This window comes from Mesorhizobium sp. P2_A12 (assembly GCF_056405075.1).
This window is the reverse complement of sequence record NZ_JBFUCU010000003.1, coordinates 360,429-380,627: the sequence shown is the minus strand read 5'-3', so window position 1 is coordinate 380,627 and position 20,199 is coordinate 360,429. Positions and strand designations below refer to the sequence as shown.

Genomic DNA, 20,199 nt, shown 5'->3' with positions numbered 1-20,199 from the left:
TCAGCCGCGAAAGTGTCGGTTCAGGATGGAAGCGCAGGCGGTAATCGAGGAAAACCTGTCCGGCTCTGTTGCCGGAAGATTGTTTCGATGCGTGCAGGCCAACACGGGCGTGGTGGTGTTGGGTGGATCGAGTGGCCGTGTGGACGTTGGGCGCGCGAGGCTCTTTGCAAACGAGGGTTCGTCAGCCTTGGCGCTGCAGTGGTTCGGCGGTGAGGGGCAGGTGCCCGGAATCTGCGAGGTTCCCCTCGAAACGTTCTTTGCCGCAACCGACTGTCTCCTCGAAACAGGATGCCGTCGCATCGTCTATGTCGGCACATCCAAGGGTGCGGAGGCCGCCCTGCTTGCGGCGGTCCATGACCGGCGGATCAACGCTGTGGTCGCAATCAGCCCATCATCCGTGGTTTGGGGAAATATCGGTGCGGGCCGAGACGGTGTCAGCTGGCCTGAACGATCCTCATGGTCGCTCAACGGCATTCCCCTGCCGTTAGTGCCGACAGATCCGGGCTGGACACCAGAGTATGTGGAAGGCCTCGTGGCTTACACGGGGCTGTTCCAACGGTGTTTGAGAACGTCCAAGCGGGAAGCAGATGCGGCGACCATCCCCGTTGAGACGGCATCGGCCGAGATTCTGCTTGTCGCGGGTGGCGGCGATGCGCTGTGGCCCTCCCTGTCGTTCGCGACGGATATTGTTCGGCGGTGTAGCGAAGCCGGTAAGGTGACGCATCTCATTTCGTCGCCGGATGCGGGTCACCGCATCCTCTTGCCAGGCGAAAATACACCACGCTCCGCATTGCATGCACACGGCGGCGACGACGAGGCCGATTCAAGGCTGGGCAGAAAGGCTTGGGAAGGCATCCGCGAGCTGCTGTAGTAGCAGTTCACGAATGTCTGCGTGCCTGTTTCGATCGGTTCCGCCTACCGCATCGCCGCCGCGATGTTGCCGCCGTCGACCGTCGTCACATCGGCGGTGGTGCGATCGGCCAGCGCGTGGTGCAGGAAGGCCTGCGCCACGTCCAGCGCCGTCACTTCCTGGCCGAGCAGATTGCCGGACATGTAGTCCTTCTCCGACACGCCGCGCGCGCCGGAGCGGCTGGCGATCATGGCGTCGGTCAAAAGGCCCGAGCGGATGCGGTCGGCGTTGACGGCGTTCGAGCGGATGCCGTGCGCGCCATAGTCGAGCGCGTACTGCCTGGACAGGAACAGCGTCGCTGCCTTCGGCACGCCATAGGCGCCGAATTTCGGACCCGGATTGACCGCCTGCTTGGAGGTGTTGAACAGAAGCACGCCGCCGGTGCCCTGTTCGAGCATGATGCGCACGGCATTCTGCGCCACCGACTGGTGGGCGAAGAAATTGAGCTCGAAACTCCTGCGCAAAAGCGCATCGTCGAGTTCGCCGATCCGGCCTTCCCAGGCGGCACCGGCATTGGAGACCAGGATGTCGACACCGCCGAACACCGCAACCGCCCTGTCGAAGGCGGCACGCACTTGGCGCGGATCGGTGATGTCGGCGGCAACACCGATCGAGTTGTTGCCGGCCTTCTTCGCCGCCTCGGCGGCCTTTTCGGCATCGAGATCGACAACGACGGCATGGGCGCCATTATCGGCGAACAGCTTGGCCGTCGCCGCACCGATCGCTCCGGCGCCGCCGGTGATCAGCACCACCTGGCCGGTCAGCGGCTTCGGCTTGTTGGAAGCGAGCTTGGCCTGTTCCAGCGACCAGTATTCGAGAGGGAACAGGTCGGCCTTGGAGAGCGGATGAAACCGGCCTACCGCCTCGGCGCCGCGCACCGCCTCGATCCACATCTCGCCGACATCCGAGGCGATCTTCGCGTCCTTCAGCGTGCGGCCGTGGCCGAACATGCCGAGGCCCGGCACCAGCGTCAGCCGCGGCATCTGGTCGAGCATGGTGCGCTTGACGTCATCGAGCGCATCATTGGTCTCGAAATAGGCGCGGTAGTCCTTGGCGAAGGCCTCGACGTGATCCCTGATCACGGCCTTGTAGTCGCCGACCTTGTCTGCATCGGGCGCCGGCAATGCCATTGGTCCGGTCTTGATGCGGATCGACAGGTCAGGGGTCGACACGCCGCGCCCGGCATAGTCGGCGATCTCAGCCGAATTGATGAAATCGACGATCGCCTCCGAGGTGCGGAAGTCGCTGATCATGCGGTCGAAACGGCCTTCGCCGCGTGCCACCGCCACAGCCCCGCGCAGCGTCGGTGCGATAGCCGCCGGTGTCGCGAGCTTTGCCGGCAATGCTGCCTTTGCCGCTGTCGGCTTGGCACTCCCAGCGACGTAGTCCTCGGCGACGTTCACATAGTGGATCATCCGATCGTAGGCCTGCCTGGCGTCGTCGCCGAAGGTGAAGATGCCGTGCTTGTCGAGGATCAGGCCCTCGACTGTCGGATCGGCGTCGAAAATGTCGGCCGCCGCTTTGGCGAGGTCGAAGCCGGGCATGATGTAGGGCACATAACCCATATTCGCGCCGAACACCGTCTCCACCAGCCGTTTGCTGTCCTCCTGGTCGACGATCGCCAGGATGGCGGTCGAATGCGTGTGGTCGACGAATTTGTGCGGCAGGAAGGCATGCAGCAGCGTCTCCACCGAAGGGTTGGGCGAGGACGGGTCGATGAGGTTGGCGCGTTGCAGGGCAACCATGTCTTCGTCGGCCAATCTGTTCAGTGCGCGGGCTTTGAGCAGCGGCTTCAGCTTGACCGCCGGCAGGCCCTGCGGCTCGATGACACCCATGTCCCAGCCGCTGCCCTTGACGCACAGCACGTCCCACTGGTCGCCGACGAGATCGGTGGCCGTCGTCTTGCACGACGTGTTGCCGCCGCCATGCAGGACCAGCCGCGGCTCGCCGCCCAGCAGCCGCGTCGTGTAGACGCGAAGCGCCAGGTCGCGGCCGACACCCTTTTTTGCATAGTCGGCAACGAGTTTTTCGGCTGCGTCGTCGTTCCACAGGTTCTTCATGTTCGCTTCGTCCGGTTGTTGTCTTTGATGGTGAAACAGGAATGCCGCGACGCTTTGATGACAATGCGCCGGCGGCGGAAATATGTATTTTCCTAGGAGGCCTTCTCTGTCGTGGCAGCCGCGTGATCCAGCAGCCTCTGCGCCATGCGTGCGCCAACCACCAGATGCGTGCAAAGTCCGCCGGCGATCGCCGCGAGCAGCGGTTCGAACTTGCTGTCCTCCTGCACGACCATCAGGCGCCTGGCGATGGCGCGCAGCGAGGCAAGCTCGGCCGAGATCACCCGGCGGTTGTAGCTGCAGTCGAGCACCTTGCCGTCAGCGTCGATGATCTGCCCGGCAATGACGCCGGCGGCACCTCGGCTGCGCAGCTCCGCCATTTCGCCTGATGTCAGCGCGCCGCATTTGACCAGATGGCTGTCGGCGTCGACCGCGCCGACCGAGTACAGTGCCAGATCGCATTCACCGACGCCCGACAATTGCTCGCGGATCACTGGTTCGGCACGCAACGCCCGCGCCAGATCTTCCGTCGACAACACCAGCGGCGCGTAGAAGTTGAGCCCCTTGGCGTTGAGCCGCCGCGCGATTTCCATCGTGCATTGGTCGGGCCGGTAGGAATAGGGCGCGCCGAGATTGCCGCAAAGCTGCACCACGGTGACGTCCTGCAGGTCGGCATAGGACATGATGTCGGCGATCATGTAGACGGTGCGGCCCCAGGCGACGCCGATGCGGTCGCCCTTCTTGACCAGTTCGAGAAAAACGCTCGCCGCCAGCACTGCGATTTCCGTCGACGGGTCGGCGATATGGTCGTTTTCCGGCGCGATCCAGACGGCGTCGAGGCTCAGCGCATCCTCAAGCTTGCGCGCGAGCACATCGTCGGTGAAAAGCTGGGTCGAGGTCGAGATGTTGACGATGCCGGTCTCGCGCGCCTTGCGCAGATACATGGCGACCGAGGCACGGGAAATGTTAAGCTGGCTCGCCACCTGGTCCTGGCGCAGGCCATGGGCGTAGTAGAGCCAGGCGGCCTTGTGGATGAGCTGTTCTGCCGGTCGGATCGCCATGCCGTCTCCTTGGCTGACATTATTCACGGCCTTCGACAAAAGTCAAACTTGCTGAATGTCTCCGGGCGCAGATCGTAGCCTTTGCTGTTTGACGGGGGATGACGCCGGCGCGAGCCTGTGGTTAGAAGTCTTCGATGGAATGGGAGGACGGGATGGGCAATCCTTACGAGCAGGATCTCGACAAGAACATGGCCAACCACCAGCCGCTGACGCCACTCACCTATCTCGAGCGCGCGGCAAAGACCTATCCCGACCATGTCGCCATCATCCATGGCCGCCAGCGCATCGACTATCGCACCTTCTGGCGGCGGTCGCTGAAGCTTGCCTCGGCGCTCGACAAACGTGGCGTCGGCAAGGGCGACACCGTCACCGTCATGCTGTCCAACACGCCGCCGATGCTGGAAGCGCATTTCGGCGTGCCGATGACCAAGGCGGTGCTGCACTCGCTCAACACCCGCCTTGATGCCGCTGTCATCGCCTTCCAGCTCGACCATGCCGAGACCAGGATACTGATCGTCGACCGCGAATTCTCCAGCGTCGTCAAGCAGGCCCTGGAACTGGCCAGGGTCAAGCCCCTGGTCATCGACTACGATGATCCCGACTACGCCGCCGACGCGCCCTATCCGAAGGGCGAGCGCATAGGCACATCAGACTATGAGGATTTCATCGCAAGCGGCGACGAGGACTTCGCCTGGTCGATGCCGGACGATGAGTGGGACGCCATTTCGCTCAACTACACCTCCGGCACCACAGGCAATCCGAAGGGTGTCGTCTACCACCATCGGGGTGCTGCCCTCATGGCCTACACCAACACCATCCATGCCGGCATGGCCAAGCACGCCGTCTATCTGTGGACGCTGCCGATGTTCCACTGCAATGGCTGGTGCTTTCCATGGACGCTCGCCGTCCAGGCCGGCACTCATGTCTGCCTGCGCTGGGTGCGGCCGAAGCCGATCTACGATGCGATCGCCGACCACGGCGTCACCCATCTGTGCGGCGCACCTGTCGTCATGTCGGTGCTGATCAATGCGAAGCACGAGGACAAGCGCGAATTCGCGCAGACCGTCACCTTCAACACCGCGGCTGCTCCGCCACCAGAAGCCGTGTTGTCGGGCATGGCCGATGCCGGCTTTGCCGTCACCCATCTCTACGGATTGACCGAGACCTATGGCCCGGCGGTCGTCAACGAATGGCATGGCGCCTGGGACAATCTTGAAAAGGGCGAGCGCAGTGTCAAAAAGGCGCGGCAGGGCGTGCGCTATGCAGCGCTCGAAGGCCTGACCATCATGGATCCCGAGACAATGCAGGCGACGCCGGCGGATGGCGAGACCATCGGCGAGGTCATGTTCCGCGGCAACATTGTCATGAAGGGCTATCTGAAGAACCGCAAGGCGAGCGAAGAGGCCTTTGCCGGCGGCTGGTTCCATTCGGGCGATCTCGGCGTCATGCATCCCGACGGCTATATCCAGCTCAAGGACCGCTCCAAGGACATCATCATTTCCGGCGGCGAGAACATCTCCTCGATCGAGGTCGAGGATGCGCTCTACAAGCACCCCTCGGTTGCCTCTTGCGGCGTCGTCGCCAGGGCCGATGACAAATGGGGCGAGGTGCCGGTCGCCTATGTCGAGTTGAAGCCCGGCAAGGCGGCGACCGAGGCCGAGATCATCGAGCACTGCCGGGCATTGCTTGCACGCTTCAAGGTGCCGAAGGCGGTGATCTTCGCCGAAATCCCGAAGACCTCGACCGGCAAGATCCAGAAGTTCCGGCTGCGGGAGATGGCCAAGGTCGCCTGACGTCTCCGGCAGCCTCTCGCGAAAATATTTTCAGCGGCCCGCATCCTCGTGCCGCCCGGTGACGTCTGTTGGATGTCACCAGCTGTCACCAATCGTACGCGTACATCGATTTCGCGTTGACAGGTCGGCCATTTCGATTTACGACTGACGAAAATTGAAATTCGTCAGTCATAAACAACGAGAGCCATGTCCGAAGCCGCCAACATAGTCGCCGACGTCGCCCGACAGGAGGTCGCCCGGCAGGAAAATGTGACGCGCATTCTCGACTGCGCCGAGCGCCTGTTCCGGCACTACGGCTACGGCAAGACCAATGTCGCCGACATCGCCCGTGAACTCGGCATGTCGCCGGCCAACATCTACCGTTTCTTCGCCACCAAGGTCGAAATCCACCAGGCCGTCTGCGGCCGGATGCTCGGTGCCAGTTACAAGATGGCCTATGAGATTTGCCACCTGCCGATCAGCGCGGAGGAGCGGCTTCGGCGCTACGTGCATGCGCAATACAAGATGACGATGGAAGTCATGCTCGACGAGCAGAAGGTCCATGAAATGGTGATCGTCGCGCTCGAACGGGATTGGGGCGTCATCGACAAGCACGTCGACAGCATCCACGATCTGTTCGCGGAAGTCATCCGCGATGGCATCGAGGCCGGTGAGTTCAGGGAACAGGATCCGGTGATCGCGTCGCGCTGCTTCGGCGCCGCCACCGTCATCCTGTGCCATCCGCAGATGGTCGCGCAGTGTCTTGCCAAGACCAATCGGGCGATGCCCGACGACCTCATCGATTATGCAATCAAGGCCTTGAAATAGCGCCGCACGCAGGTGCCGGTGTCGACCAATCATCTCCAGTCGGAGTAGCAAGATGTCTTTGTCCCGTTCCATCCTTCGCAAGCTGCCGGTCGCCGGCCTGATCGTCGCGGCGCTCGGGCTTGCCGGCTGCTCGCAGGAGAAAGCCGAGGTCAAGGACATCATCCGCCCGGTCAAGGTCGTCGAGATCGCCCAGGCGCATGACACCCGCACGCTCTCCTATTCCGGTTCGGTCCGGGCCCGCACCGAGAGCGCCCTTGCATTCCGGGTCAACGGCAAGATCACGGAGCGCCTTGTCGACATTGGTCAGCATGTGGCCTCGGGCGATGTGCTCGCCCGCATCGATCCTATCGATTACGACCTTTCGGTCAAAAGCGCTCAGGCAGCGCTCGATGCAGCCGAGCGGCAGGTCGAGACGGTCGAGCTTGCCCGCAAGCGCGCCGAGCAGCTTTTTGCCAAGAATTTTGCACCGAAATCGCAGCTCGAACAGGCGACGCTGAGCTATGACCAGGCGGTCGCCACCCGCGATTCCGCTCGCTCGTCGCTCGACCAGGCCAAGAACCAGGCCGGCTACACCGACCTCAAGGCCGACAGGGACGGCATCGTCACCGCCGTCAGCGCCGATGTCGGCCAGGTGGTTGGCTCTGGCACGCCGGTTGTCACCGTCGCGGTCGACGGCGAAAAGGAAGTGCTGATCGCGGTTCCGGAAATGGAAATCGCCGAGTTCAAGCCGGGCAAGATCGTCAAGGCGGGCTTCTGGTCCGACGATGCACTCACGCTCGAGGGCAAGGTCCGCGAAGTCGCCGGCAGCGCCGATCCGCAGTCGCGCACCTTTGCCGTTCGCGTCAGCCTGCCCAACGATCCGCGCGTGCTGCTCGGCATGACCGCCAGCATCGAAGCATCGGCGGCCAATGAACGGCAGCTCGTTTCGATCCCGCTGAGCGCGTTGGCCAAGCAAGACAGCCAGTCCATCGTCTGGACCCTCGATCGCGGCGCCGACACCGTCCACGCCCGCCCGGTCAAGGTCGCCGAGTTCGCCGCCGATGGCGTGCGGGTCGCCGAAGGATTGCAGCCCGGCGATGTCGTGGTCGCTGCCGGCACGCAGTTCATGACCGAGAACCTGAAAGTGAAACTCACCGGCGATACCGTGCAATCCGCATCTGCGGGAGACAGCGACACCAGGCAGGTGCGCTGACGACAGACACCGGCTGCGCGTTCCCGCAGCCGCTGGTTTCCGGGCGGCAAATGCTCGAACCGAGGCGCTCGATTGATGTGACCCCCCGCGCATCAATTTTCGCGTCCCCAACCGCGATGAGTGTTTCTCCGCTCGGAGAGCCTTGCCGCCCGGAAGCCGCTACCGAACGATCTTGTTGCGCTAAATAGATGGACCTGCATCGATGACCAATTCCACGGACGAGAAGCGGCCCTTCAACCTGTCGCGCTGGGCAATCGGCCATCCCTCCATTGCCCGGTTCCTGTTCGGCCTGATCATCATTGCCGGCGCGCTCGGCCTGATGCGCATGGGCCAGAAGGAAGATCCCGATTTCACCTTCCGGGTGATGGTCGTCCAGGCGATCTGGCCGGGCTCCTCGATCAAGGAGATGGAAGACCAGGTCGTCAACAAGATCGAACGCAAGCTGCAAGAAACGCCGCACCTCGATTTCGTGCGCTCGTTCACCCGCGCCGGCAGCGCCATCATCACGGTCCAGATCAAGGGCGACACCAACGCCGCCGAGGTGGCGGACGCCTTCTATCAGGTGCGCAAGAAGGTCGGCGATATCGCTGGCGACCTGCCGCAAGGCCTGCTCGGCCCCTATTTCAACGATGAATTCGGCGACACCTTCATCACGCTGCATTCGATCAGCGGCGACGGCTTCAGCTATCCAGAGCTGAAGAAGTTCGCCATCCAGGCGCGCGACATGCTTTTGACCGCGCCTGGCGTCGAGAAGGCCGTCATCATTGGCGACCAGCCAGAAAAGCTCTACATCGACGTCTCGTCCAAGGCGCTCGCCGAACGCGGCCTGACGCTGACCGATCTGCAGAACGCGATCAAGGGACAGAACAATGTCGACCCGGCCGGCTCCGTCGACACCGGCACCAACTCGGTGCGCATTTCGGTCGAGGGCGACGTCAGCAAGGTCGAGGATATCCGTAACCTGCGCCTGCGCGCCGGCGGCCAGGTCACCCGGCTCGGCGACATCGCCACGGTGACGTCGGGGCTGGAAGATCCGTTCCAGCGCAAATACCGCTTCAACGGTCATGACAGCGTGCAGCTTGGCGTCGTCATGGCCAAGGGCTTCAAGGTCACAGATGTCGGCAAGGAGGTCGAGGCGACCTACAAGCGCTTCGAAGAGGCGCTGCCCTATGGCGTTTCGGTCGACCAGATTTCCGACCAGCCCGGCGTCGTCACCGATGCGGTCGCCGAATTCATGCATGCGCTCGGCGAAGCGCTGCTGATCGTGCTCGTCGTCTCGTTCCTGTCGATCGGCTGGCGTTCCGGCCTGGTCATCGCCATCGCCATTCCGCTGGTGCTGGCCGCCACTTTCGCCATCATGTACGAGCTCGGCATCGACCTGCAGCGCATCTCGCTCGGCGCGCTGATCATCGCGCTCGGCCTACTCGTCGACGACGCGATGATCGTCGTCGAGATGATGGAGCGCAAGCTGGAAGAGGGGCTGGTCAAGATCGAGGCGGCGAGCTTCGCCTATTCCTCGACCGCCTTCCCGATGCTGACCGGCACGCTGATCACCACCGCCGGCTTCATCCCAGTCGGTTTCGCCGCCTCGACGGCCGGCGAATATGTGCGCACGCTGTTTTATGTCGTCGGCATCGCGTTGATCGTCTCGTGGTTCGTCGCGGTCTATTTCACGCCGTGGCTCGGCTACATGATCCTCAAGCAGCGCAAGCATGCCGGCAGCCACCATGATGTCTTCGACACGCGCTTTTATCGCCGGCTGCGCTCGACCGTCGGCTGGGCCGTGCGCCACCGCATCATCGTGCTTGTCATGACCCTGGTGACCTTCGGCACCAGCCTGTGGGCGTTCCAGTTCATCCCGCAGAACTTCTTCCCGCAATCGTCGCGGCCGGAAATCCTCGTCGATCTCTGGCTGCCGGAGGGCACCAGCATCAAGGAAGTCGAGGTGCAGGCCAAGGCGCTTGAAGCCAAGATGATGGACGACAAGGACAAGCGTTTCATCGCCACCTACATCGGCGAAGGCGCGCCGCGTTTCTTCCTGCCGCTCGACCAGCAGCTGAGCAATCCGAACTTCGCCCAGCTTCTGGTGATGGCCAATGACGAGCCGGCCCGCGAAAGGCTGATCGTCAAGCTGCGCACCGTCCTGGCCGAGGACTTCCCGTCCATCCGCGCCAAGGTCGACCGCCTGTTCCTCGGCCCGCCGACCGGCTGGCCGGTTCAGATGCGTGTCATGGGCCCGGACCGCCAGGAGGTGCGCCGCATCGCCGACCAGGTGAAGGCGAAGTTCCGTGAGGATCCGCTGCTTGGCGCCGTCCATGACGATTGGCTCGAACCGGTGCCGGCGATGAAGCTGGTCATCGACCAGGATCGCGCCCGTGCACTCGGCGTCACCTCGCAGCGCATCCGCCAGATGCTGCAGGCGACCATGTCCGGTGCGGCGCTCGACGACTTCCGCGACGGCGAGGAGACGGTGTCCATCGTCGCCCGCGAGCCGGATGCCAGCCGCAGCCTGCTGTCTTCGGTCGACTCCGTCTATATCCCGACCGATTTCGGCGGCTTCGTGCCACTGTCGCAGGTCGCCAAGGTGGTTCCGGTGCTGGAGCAAGGCATCGAATGGCGGCGTGACCGCTTGCCGACGATCAGCGTGCGGGCAACGCTGCCCGACGGCGTGCAGTCCAACGACGTCGTCACCAAGTTGTACAAGGACATGCAGGGTCTGCGCGATGGGCTGGCACCTGGCTACAAGATCGAGATCCAGGGCGGTGCCGAGGATTCGGCCGAAAGCCAGGCTTCGATCGCCGCCAAGGCGCCGATCATGCTGGCCATCATCGTCGTGCTCCTGATGATCCAGCTGCAGAATTTCGGCAAGGCGATGCTGGTGCTGGCGACCGGCCCGCTCGGCATCATCGGTGCTGCCGCGGCCCTTTTGATCAGCGGTGCGCCGTTCGGCTTCGTCGCCATCCTCGGCGTCATCGCGCTGCTCGGCATCATCATGCGCAACTCGATCATCCTGGTCGACCAGATCGACCAGGACATAGCGGCGGGCATGGAGCGATCCGAAGCGATCATCGGCTCGGCCGTGCGCCGTTTCCGGCCGATCACGCTGACCGCCTTGACGGCGGTGCTGGCGCTGATCCCGATCTCGCGCGCCGTGTTCTGGGGGCCGCTCGCCTACGCCATGATGGGCGGCATTCTCGTTGCCACCGTGCTGACCATCCTGGTGCTCCCGGCGGGCTACGCCCTGTTCTTCGGCCGCGAGCCCAAGAGGCACGAGGCCGCTGAGCAGACGGACGAGCTGGAGCTGAGCCAAGCTGAAAAGCCGCAACTGGCGCTGGCTGCCGAATAGATCGATTGCGCCAGCCAAAAAGGATCGGGCGCGCCGAAGCGCGCCCGATCCTTTTCATTTACGAGGTCAGATGACGAAGTACCAGTTGGCGAGCAGCATCACCGCGACGCCGGCGACCAGCGTCAGGTAGGGCAACATGCCCGCCTTCTTGACCGCCAGATCGGACGAGCTCATGCCGAGGTCGGCCAGCATATGGTCGGGAAACTTGCCGCCGTCCTGGATGTAGTGGCGGAAGCAGAACACTGGGATGATCAGGGCCGCGGTGATCAGTCCGGCCCACAGCGCCATCGGGTTCCAGACCTTGGCACCGGCGCCCATGAAGATCGCGTTGACATAGGCGAAGATGGCGCCGACCCCGAGCAGCCAGCTCGGCGCTTTCCATGGCCGCGCGATATGGCCGTTGTCGATGCGATGGATCCAGCCGGCGTTGAGGTTGAGGAAGTTGAAGATGATGTAGCCGCAGTTCGACACGGCGAGGATGAAGAAGAAGCTGGTCGCGTCGGCCGAGGCGATGGCCAGCACGATCAGGTTGAAGCAAAGGTCGGTCCACATCGCCCGCGTCGGTGCGCCATGTTCGTTGACGTGGCTGAGATAGCGCGGCAGCCAGCCATCGACCGAGCCCTGGTAGAGCGTGCGAGAAGAACCCGCCATCGCCGTCATTATGCACAGCACCAGTGCCAGGATCATCAGCATCACCAGCAGGCTGTGGATCAGCGCTCCTCCGCCGACCATGCCGGCCAGCGCATCGGCGACACCGGAACCGTCGACGATCGGGGTGGCTAGCATACCGTTCAAGCCGAGAACGCCCTGGAAGGTGAACGGCACCAGGATGAACAGCAGCATGCAGAGCAGGCCGGAATAGAAGATGGCCTTGAACGTGTCGGTGCCGGGGTTCTTGAATTCGGACGTGTAGCAGACGGCGGTCTCGAAACCGTAGGTCGACCAGGCGGCGATGAACATGCCGCCAAGCACCAGCGTCCAGCCGGCGATATTCCAGGCGCCGGGCTCCGGCGCGTAGGCGGCGGCCAGCGGCACCAGCGGCGAAAAATTCGCCCAGTTGATCTGGCCGGTGAAAATCGGCACGACGCCGACGATCAGCATCGGGATGATGACCAGCAGGCCGATATATTTCTGCACATTGGCGGTGCCCAGAATGCCGCGATGCTGGATCGAGAAGATGATCAGCATCAGCACCGCGCCGATGAAGAAGGTCGCATTGAAGGTGAAGGAGACCGGGCCCAGCGTGTGGCTGTAGAGCGTCCAGTTGCGGATCGCCGGCGTCGCCGCAGCGGTCACCGCCGTGATCGCATCGGCGGCGCTCGTGCCGGCATGGGCCGCGATATAGGCGACGACATCGGGCGAGGTTTCGGTGAACAGCGGCACCGGCGCCAGCGCGTTGAGAATATAGGCGGCGGCGATCGAGCAGCCGAGCGACAGCACCGGCGACCAGGCGAACCAGTTGCACCACACCGACAGCGGCGCGATGAACTTGGAATAGCGCAGCCAGGCAGTGGCGCCATAGATCGAGGCGCCGCCCGACTTGTTCGGAAACAGGCCGGCGATCTCGGCATAGGTGAAGGATTGCAGGAAGCCCATGATCATGGAGGCGATCCAGATCGCGAAGGCCAGCGTGCCGGTCGTGCCGGCAATGCCGCCGATCGAAAACAGGACGAGGGCAGGGACGCCGCTGGCCACCCAGAAGGCGCCGCGCCAGTCGATATTCCGGTGCAGCTTGCTCTCGGCAAGCGGCTCCAGCGTAGTGCTTATCGTGCTCATGTGTTTGGGTTCCCCTTTTTGATGTTCCCCGTCCGTGACGGCCGCGACTTCGCGAGGCTTCGTCATCGACGCATGCGTTGGGCGGCTGCCGGTGTTTCCACTCAGTCGCATTTTTTTCTTAGCAGTGAAGATTGATCCGGCGCGCTTTCACGTCAAGCGTTTTGTGAAACCATGCACATCACGCTTGCGAAACATCTCAGCTTCGCACTGCTGCGTGGGGAGGAATTGTTCGAAAGGACCAGAGGCCTGAAATGAAAAAACCCGCCTGAGGCGGGTCGCGGCGCAAACCAGCACCATACCTACATCAATAGCATAACTGCCGGCATTTGTCGATCGAAATGCCTGGCCGGAAGTGTCTCAGTTTGAATTTTCCCCTAGCTTTCTCAAGAACCAGCGGGCTGCGATCACTGTCCCGAATCCCAATGTGGCTACGACGGCAGCGAAAGACGTCATGCCAATCGTCATGTAGGCGAATGCTCCAATCGCAAAGCCGAGTGTTGTAACCCAATTGGGCAACGATTGGCTTAGGTGATTTTCGAGGATGATTTCACTGGCGAACAAAACGCTAGATTGAAAGATAAACAGCCAGAATAGAACTGCAAAGAACCAAAATTTTCTCGCAAAATAGAGTCGTTCAAGGCCGTACGGGATGGCGACTGCTACAAAAGACAAGATCAGAAAAAACATCTAACTGAATTAGCACGACGAAACAAAATGTCCAATGCCGCGCTATTCTCCAAGACGCCTTTTGTAAGGGCCGCGCACCATTGGCTCCTCGGCTTCCTTCAACTGACCCACAACCCCCAACCACGGCGATCGCCAAGACTGCCCGGCGCAGCTTTCAATGTCTTGCGAGTGAACCGCAGTCACGACCGCGGTTTAGTCTTCTGCGGATCATAATGGGCAAAGGCGACGACCCGCGCCGGCAGCCGCTTGGCATGGCCGTCGAGCTTGCCGATCTCGACCTCGGTACCGATCGCGGCATGGGTGACGTCGAGCCTCGCCAGCGCGATGGTCTTGTTCAGCACCGGCGAGCGCATGCCTGACGTGACCACTCCAATCTGGGCGCGGCCGAAATGCACGAAATCGCCATGGCCGACATCGACATTGGCGTCGATGTCGAGGCCGACCAGTTTTGTCTGCGGGTTTTCCTTGCGCCGGATCAGCGCCTCGCGGCCGATGAAGTCGTCAGTCTTGGTCTTCAGCGGCACGGTGAAGCCGATGCCGGCCTCGAACGGGTCGGTCTGGTCCGAAAACTCGTAACCGGCAAAGATCAGTCCGGCCTCGATGCGCACCATGTCGAGCGCCTGCAGCCCCATCGGCTTCAGCCCGTGCGGCTGGCCGGCCTCCCAGATGGCGTCGAACACTTTCTCGGCGTCGCGCGGATGGCACCAGATCTCGTAGCCGAGTTCGCCGGTGTAGCCGGTGCGCGAGACGACGACCGGGATGCCGTTGCCGCCACCGATACGGGCGACGGCGAAACGGAACCATTCGAGCTCCTCGATCGAGGGCTGCAGCGGTGAGGTCCAAATCACCTCCCTCAGGACGTCGCGGCTCTTCGGCCCTTGCACGGCGACATTGTGCATCTGGTCGGTAGAGGAACGCACCAGCACGTTGAGGCCGAGCTTTTTCGCCGTTTCGCGCAACCATTCGCCGGACAGATCGTCGCCGCCGACCCAGCGGAAATTGTCCTTGCCGAGCCGCAGAAGCGTGCCATCATCGATCATGCCGCCATGCTCATAGCACATGGCGGAATACACGACCTGGCCGACGCCAAGCTTCTTGACGTCGCGCGTCAGCGTGTATTGCAGCAGCGCCTCCGAATCCGGCCCGGTGACCTCGAACTTGCGCAGCGGCGACAAGTCCATGATCACGGCATCCTGCCGGCAGGCCCAGTATTCAGCTATCGGCCCCTCTTTGGCGAAAGAGTTGGCCAGCCAATAGCCCCTGTACTCGACGAAGTTGCGGGTGTGGTTGGCAAAGCTCGAATGAAAGGATGTCTCGCGGGTCATTTTCGGTTCCGAATCAGGCGTCATGCGTCTGGCGATCGCTCGCGAGAATTTGTGCTGGCCGGAATAGGTTCGCACATGGATGTCGGTCAGGTTCCAGCCATTGGCGGGCGTCGTGTCGTCGGGACAGGCCGAGGAAACGCAGACGATGTCGGTCAGCGCCCTGAGCAACACATAGTCGCCCGGCCGCGACCATGGCTCGTCCGACACCATGACGCCATGCGCGTCGATCGCCGTGTTGAAGAAGAAGTTGATCGCCATCCAGCCGGCACGTGGCGTGACGCCCTTGTCCGACAGCGCTCGATTGAAATTCTCCGAGCAATTGGTGTGGCCGGGATAGCCGATGTCGTCGTAATATTTGGCCGCGCAGGCGAGCGCGAAGGCGTCGTGCCGGCCGCATGTGTCCTGCACCACCTCGACCAGCGGCTCCATGTCCTGGTCATAGTATTTCGAATGCAGGCCGGGCATCGGATAGCTCGCGCCCATCAGTGTGCGGGTCGTCGTCACGTCGAGCGGATGGTCGCGACCCTTGTCCAGCTTGCGCGCCGAAAAGCACTGGAAATCGGTGCATTGGCGCCCGTCGACATCGATGATCTGCAGATAGTCGCCGGCTTTGACGAAGTAGGATTCCGCCGTCGCCGAGTGGACGCGCAGGTCGAGCACCGGATCGGCGAGCGGGTCGGCCAATTGCGACTTCGCCGCTGGGCGGACCGTGGCGCGCCGGACGATGACAGTGAGCGGCGTCGCCGTGTCGTGGCCATCGACCAGCATCGGCCCGCCGGGCGCGGCGATGACCATCGCGCCGTCGCGCACGATATTGAAACCCTGCTCGGTGCCGGCCGGCGTAGCGCCGCCGAAAACACGCACTGCCTTGGCCTGATCCAACTGCACCTGCCGCCGTGCAAGCCCGCGCCGCAACGCGCCAAGACTGTCGTCACCCTCGGCCAAAAGCGCCTTGATGCCGGCAGCATTGCTGTTCGATGTTTCGCCAAAAATGCCGGGGTCGGTCGCGCCGCCCTTGTCCCACGCCAGCAATTCGCAGGCTTGGCCGCCCTCGACATTGCGAACCGTCAGGGTATCGCCGGCTTCGACTTCGATGAGAACGGCGCCGTTGCCCTGGATGGTATGGCGCTCCATGCCCGGCGGCAGCGCGATCTGGCCGGGCCTCAGGATGAGGCTCGGCCGTGGTGGTCCGGCAGCGACGGCAGGGTAGGGCGACGGGCTCATCTCAGCCTTGCGTTTCGAGACATCGGTTCGAGAAACAAGTTTGCCTGTACGTGAAATTATTTTAGCAGCAAGAATAGGCAGCAAGGCCGGATTTGGCAAGCGAAGGTGGCCCTTCCTGTCTGTTCCGCGCTACGCCAACTCCTCCGAATGCGCGATCGTCACGCCGTACTCAGCCGCCGCGTCGAGCATAGTGTGCCACAGGCTTCCGGCGAAGGTCGCAAACACCAGCAGGTTGAACACGGCCTGCCCATCCGGCCTATCGCCAGCGCGCCACAGCGTGACGCTGGTGTGATCCACCGAGGTTGCGGCGGCCGCGCCAATCGGGAATGCCGAAGCGTGCAGATCGATCGACGACAGCTTGGCCAGCATGGTGCGGGCCTTGGCCCCGGAAATGCTGACCAGGGCGCGCGCATGCGACTGGTCGGACAGCGAGGCAGGGGCCGACAATGCCGGCGCCAGCGTGTCCATCGTGTGCTTGCCGCCCTTCGACAGGACGAAGAACTGATCCGGCCCGGACCAGATCAGCATGGCGTCCGAGGTCTGGACCGCCTTGGGCGAATCGGGAGCCGCCACGCCGAAACGGCCTTTGGCGGCGTTGGCCAGTTCGGCCGCTTTGCCACGCCGCGCCATCACCTGGATCAGGTCGAAATTGCGGACTTCCGTCAGCGAGACGCCGGCTTCGACGCCGCGTGCGCCATGCGCGCCTGGGGCAAGCGCATGCTCGAGCGGACTGCGGGAAACCCAGGAAAACTCAGCCACGCTGGCGCCCTCCATCCGGATCGTAGAAGACGGGATTGCACAGTTCGACGTCATAGTCCTCACCGCGCAGCGGATCGTGCGCATGGACGATCTCGCCGATGCGTTCGCGGCCGCGCTCGACCAGGCCGAGCCCGATCCATTGGTCTGATGTCGGCGAGAAGCAGACCGAGGTGACATAGCCCTGGTCGTTGCCCGGGCCAGGTGTCTGCCCCTTCGGAATGATATGCGCGCCGGAGCGCAGCCTGCGCGCCTTGTCGACCGGCTTGATGCCGACCACGACCTGACGGTCCGGCGCGACCAGCGCCTCGCGCCCGGCCATGACGCGGCCAATGAAATCCTTCTTGGTCGACATCATCTTGCCGAGACCAAGATCTGCCGCCGTCGTCGTGCCGCTCAGTTCCGGTCCGGCGATGTGACCCTTTTCAACCCGCATGACGCCGAGCGCCTCGGTGCCGTAAGGCGTCACGCCGAATGGCGCGCCGGCCAGCATCAGATTGCGCGCCATGGCATCGCCGAAGCGTGCCGGCACCGAAATCTCGAACGCCATCTCGCCAGAGAACGAGATGCGGAACAGCCGCGCCTTGATGCCGCCGCGCAAGCGGACTTCGCGCGCGCCCATGAACGGGAAACCTTCATTGGAAAGGTCTTCCGCCGGATCGACAATCTCCTTGAGCAGGTCACGGGTCTTCGGCCCGGCGATCGAGAACTGTGCCCACTGGTCCGAGACCGAAGTCAGTTGCACGTCGAGTTCGGGAAACAGCACCTGCCGGCAGAATTCGAGATGCTGCATCACCAGTCCGGCCTTGGCCGTCGTGGTGGTCAGGAAATAATGATCCTCGGCCAGCCGCGACGTGGTGCCGTCGTCATAGACCATGCCGTCCTCGCGCAGCATCAATCCGTAGCGGGCCTTGCCGACGGCGAGATTGGAGAAGGTGTTGATATAGACGCGGTCGAGGAAGGCGCCGGCATCCGCGCCGTGCACGTCGATCTTGCCGAGCGTCGAGACATCGCAGAAGCCGACGCCGCCGCGCACCGCTTTGACCTCACGGGTCACCGATTCCAGCCAGTCCTTCTCGCCGGCGCGCGGATACCACTGCGCGCGCTTCCACAGGCCCGTGTCGACGAAAACAGCGCCCTGTTCGGCGGCCCAGTGATGCGACGGCGTCAGCCGCGTCGCATGGAACGTCTCGTCGCGGTGATGGCCGGCAAAGGCGCCGATGGCGACGGGCACGTAAGGAGGACGGTAGATCGTCGTGCCGGTATCGGGAATGGACCGGCCGCTGACCGCGGCCATGATGGCGAGGCCGGCGACGTTCGAGGTCTTGCCCTGGTCGGTGGCCATGCCGAGCGTCGTGTAACGCTTCAGATGCTCGACCGATTCAAAGCCTTCGCGCTGGGCGAGTTCGATGTCGGAGGCGGTGACGTCGTGCTGGTAATCGACAAAGGCCTTGCCCTTGCCGGCGACATGCCAGAGCGGCGTGAGCGAGAACGCCTCGTCGTCGGCGACAGGAGCCGCGCCGGCCTTGCCGCTGTTCCCGGTGTCATGCGCGGCTGCGCCACCCGCGGCAAAGCCATCGGCCAGACAGGCGCCGAGCCCGAAGGCGCCATTGGCGGCGCCCACGGCCACCATTCCGGGAGGCGCGCCATCCGGCACGAAGGCGGCGATGTTATCTAGCCATTTCGGCCGGCCGCGATGGTAGGAGGTCAGCCCGACAGCCGGATTCCAGCCGCCGGAGACGGCAAGCCCGTCGGCCTCGACCTCGGCGCGCGCGCCACTGGTCAGTGACACCGCGATCTTTTTGACGCCGTCCTTGCCGCCGTCGACGCCGCTGACGGAACCGTGCAGCACGGGAAAGCCACCATTGGACGCCAGCGAACGATGCGCAGGCGACACATCGGGCCGCGCGTCGATGACCGCCGCGATCTGCAATCCGGCACGGAGTGCTGTCTCGACCGTGCGCCAGCCATCCTCATTGTTGGTGAACAGCGCGATGCGCCTTGCCGGTGTCGCAGCATAGCGCGCGACATAGGTCCGCATGGCGGAGGCCATCATCACGCCGGGCGTGTCGTTGCCGGCAAAGACGATCGGCCGTTCGATGGCGCCGGCCGCGACGACGCAGCGCCTTGCCACGATCCGCCACAGCCGCTGCCGCACCTGGTGCTCCGGCGGCGAGGGCAGGTGGTCGTTGACCCGCTCGATTGCGCCATAGGTGCCGCCGTCATAGACCCCGAACAGCGTCGTGCGGGTCATGATGCGGACGTCTGGCAGTGAACTGAGTTCGGCCAGCGTCCGGGAAAGCCATTCGGCTGCCGGCAGGCCATCGATCGTGCCGCCATCCGACAAAAGACGCCCGCCCGGCGAAAAATCCTCCTCGCACAGGATGACACGGGCACCCGAACGTCCCGCGGCCAAGGCCGCGGCCAGTCCGGCCGGGCCCGAGCCGGCGATCAGCACATCGCAATGCGCCCACGCTTTGTCGTAATGGTCGGGATCGGCAACGCCCGCAGCGCGGCCGAGTCCGGCGGCACGGCGGATCGCCGGTTCGTAGATCGCTTCCCAGAATTTCGCCGGCCACATGAAGGTCTTGTAGTAGAACCCGGCGACGAAGATCGGCGCGAACAGCTGGTTGACCGACATCACATCGTGGCGCAGCGATGGCCAGCGGTTCTGGCTGGCGGCCTCTAGCCCTTCATAGAGCTCGGCCGTGGTCGCCTTGGTGTTCGGTTCGCGCCGCGCACCGGTGCGCAATTCGACCAGCGCGTTGGGCTCTTCCGAGCCAGCGGTGAGGATGCCGCGCGGGCGATGGTATTTGAACGAGCGGCCGACAAGCTTGACGCCATTGGCGATCAGCGCCGAGGCGAGCGTGTCGCCCTGGAAGCCGGAGAACGTCTTGCCGTCGAAACGAAAATTCAGCGGCGCGGAGCGGTCGATCAGGCCGCCACTGTCCAGCCTGTTGGTCTGCCCGCCGGCCATCACGCACCAACTTTCGCGGCACCGGCGCCGGCCGCCGGCTCAATAGAAGAAATCTCGTGCGTCAGCGTGTTGCGGACGACCTTCAGCCAGGCTCGGCAACCCCCGCCATGGTACCAGTATTCGCTGGTTTCGCCGGCGACATTGTCGCGCAGATAGACATAGTCGAAGACCTCGTCTTCCGAAGCGCCGGCCGCCGGCCGCACCGGCTTGGCGTCGCCCAGATAGGTGAACTCGCCGAGTTCGCGTTCGCCGCAGAAGGGACAGACAATGCGCATGGTTTCCTGTCCG

General features: G+C 63.5%; 13 protein-coding genes. 5 read left to right on the top strand and 8 right to left on the bottom strand.

All coding sequences use genetic code 11. From position 1 onward, the window contains the following. Window positions 1-25: 25 nt before the first annotated feature. Window positions 26-871 (top strand): acyl-CoA thioester hydrolase/BAAT C-terminal domain-containing protein, encoded by an 846-nt coding sequence (locus tag AC1DZU_RS09390; RefSeq protein ID WP_477283904.1) that lies wholly within the window; start codon window positions 26-28, stop codon window positions 869-871. A gap of 44 nt (window positions 872-915) precedes the next feature. On the opposite strand, the gene AC1DZU_RS09385 is transcribed toward AC1DZU_RS09390, so the two are convergent. Both AC1DZU_RS09385 and AC1DZU_RS09380 read right to left on the bottom strand, forming a co-directional pair. Next, entirely contained in the window at window positions 916-2,970 is a 2,055-nt protein-coding gene (locus AC1DZU_RS09385; RefSeq protein WP_477283902.1) for a bifunctional aldolase/short-chain dehydrogenase, read from the bottom strand. 92 nt (window positions 2,971-3,062) lie between these two features. Next, window positions 3,063-4,028 (bottom strand): sugar-binding transcriptional regulator, encoded by a 966-nt coding sequence (locus tag AC1DZU_RS09380; RefSeq protein ID WP_477283900.1) that lies wholly within the window; start codon window positions 4,026-4,028, stop codon window positions 3,063-3,065. A 152-nt stretch (window positions 4,029-4,180) separates the two neighbouring features. Between AC1DZU_RS09380 and AC1DZU_RS09375 the strand changes: the two genes are divergently transcribed. The 4 genes from AC1DZU_RS09375 (at window position 4,181) to AC1DZU_RS09360 (ending at window position 11,166) form a co-directional block, all read left to right on the top strand. After that, window positions 4,181-5,821, top strand: coding sequence for an acyl-CoA synthetase (locus AC1DZU_RS09375; RefSeq protein ID WP_477283898.1), 1,641 nt, complete (start codon window positions 4,181-4,183; stop codon window positions 5,819-5,821). Window positions 5,822-6,007: 186 nt separating this feature from the next. Next, window positions 6,008-6,628 (top strand): TetR/AcrR family transcriptional regulator, encoded by a 621-nt coding sequence (locus tag AC1DZU_RS09370; RefSeq protein WP_477283896.1) that lies wholly within the window; start codon window positions 6,008-6,010, stop codon window positions 6,626-6,628. Between the two features lie 52 nt (window positions 6,629-6,680). Continuing rightward, entirely contained in the window at window positions 6,681-7,820 is a 1,140-nt protein-coding gene (locus AC1DZU_RS09365) for an efflux RND transporter periplasmic adaptor subunit (protein ID WP_477283894.1), read from the top strand. 202 nt (window positions 7,821-8,022) lie between these two features. Continuing rightward, a complete protein-coding gene (locus tag AC1DZU_RS09360) occupies window positions 8,023-11,166 on the top strand; it encodes an efflux RND transporter permease subunit (protein WP_477283892.1) in 3,144 nt (1,047 codons plus the stop codon). 66 nt (window positions 11,167-11,232) lie between these two features. Here AC1DZU_RS09360 and AC1DZU_RS09355 read toward each other — a convergent pair whose 3' ends face one another. The 6 genes from AC1DZU_RS09355 to AC1DZU_RS09330 form a co-directional block, all read right to left on the bottom strand. Further along, window positions 11,233-12,942 carry an APC family permease gene (locus AC1DZU_RS09355; protein ID WP_477283890.1) on the bottom strand — a complete coding sequence of 570 codons (1,710 nt, stop codon included), beginning with the start codon at window positions 12,940-12,942 and terminating at the stop codon, window positions 11,233-11,235. Window positions 12,943-13,299: 357 nt separating this feature from the next. Then, the gene (locus AC1DZU_RS09350) at window positions 13,300-13,629 is read right to left on the bottom strand and encodes a hypothetical protein (RefSeq protein ID WP_477283888.1); all 330 of its coding nucleotides are present in this window, start codon (window positions 13,627-13,629) and stop codon (window positions 13,300-13,302) included. Between the two features lie 179 nt (window positions 13,630-13,808). Next, complete coding sequence (locus AC1DZU_RS09345; protein WP_477283886.1) at window positions 13,809-16,178, bottom strand: DUF1989 domain-containing protein; 2,370 nt, start codon at window positions 16,176-16,178, stop codon at window positions 13,809-13,811. 129 nt (window positions 16,179-16,307) lie between these two features. Then, window positions 16,308-16,937 (bottom strand): sarcosine oxidase subunit gamma, encoded by a 630-nt coding sequence (locus tag AC1DZU_RS09340; protein WP_477283884.1) that lies wholly within the window; start codon window positions 16,935-16,937, stop codon window positions 16,308-16,310. After that, window positions 16,930-19,911 (bottom strand): sarcosine oxidase subunit alpha, encoded by a 2,982-nt coding sequence (locus tag AC1DZU_RS09335; RefSeq protein WP_477283882.1) that lies wholly within the window; start codon window positions 19,909-19,911, stop codon window positions 16,930-16,932. The genes AC1DZU_RS09340 and AC1DZU_RS09335 overlap by 8 nt, the downstream gene beginning before the upstream one ends. After that, window positions 19,911-20,186: a sarcosine oxidase subunit delta gene (locus AC1DZU_RS09330; protein WP_477283880.1), complete on the bottom strand. Its 276-nt coding sequence runs from the start codon at window positions 20,184-20,186 to the stop codon at window positions 19,911-19,913. The genes AC1DZU_RS09335 and AC1DZU_RS09330 overlap by 1 nt, the downstream gene beginning before the upstream one ends. Window positions 20,187-20,199: the final 13 nt, after the last annotated feature.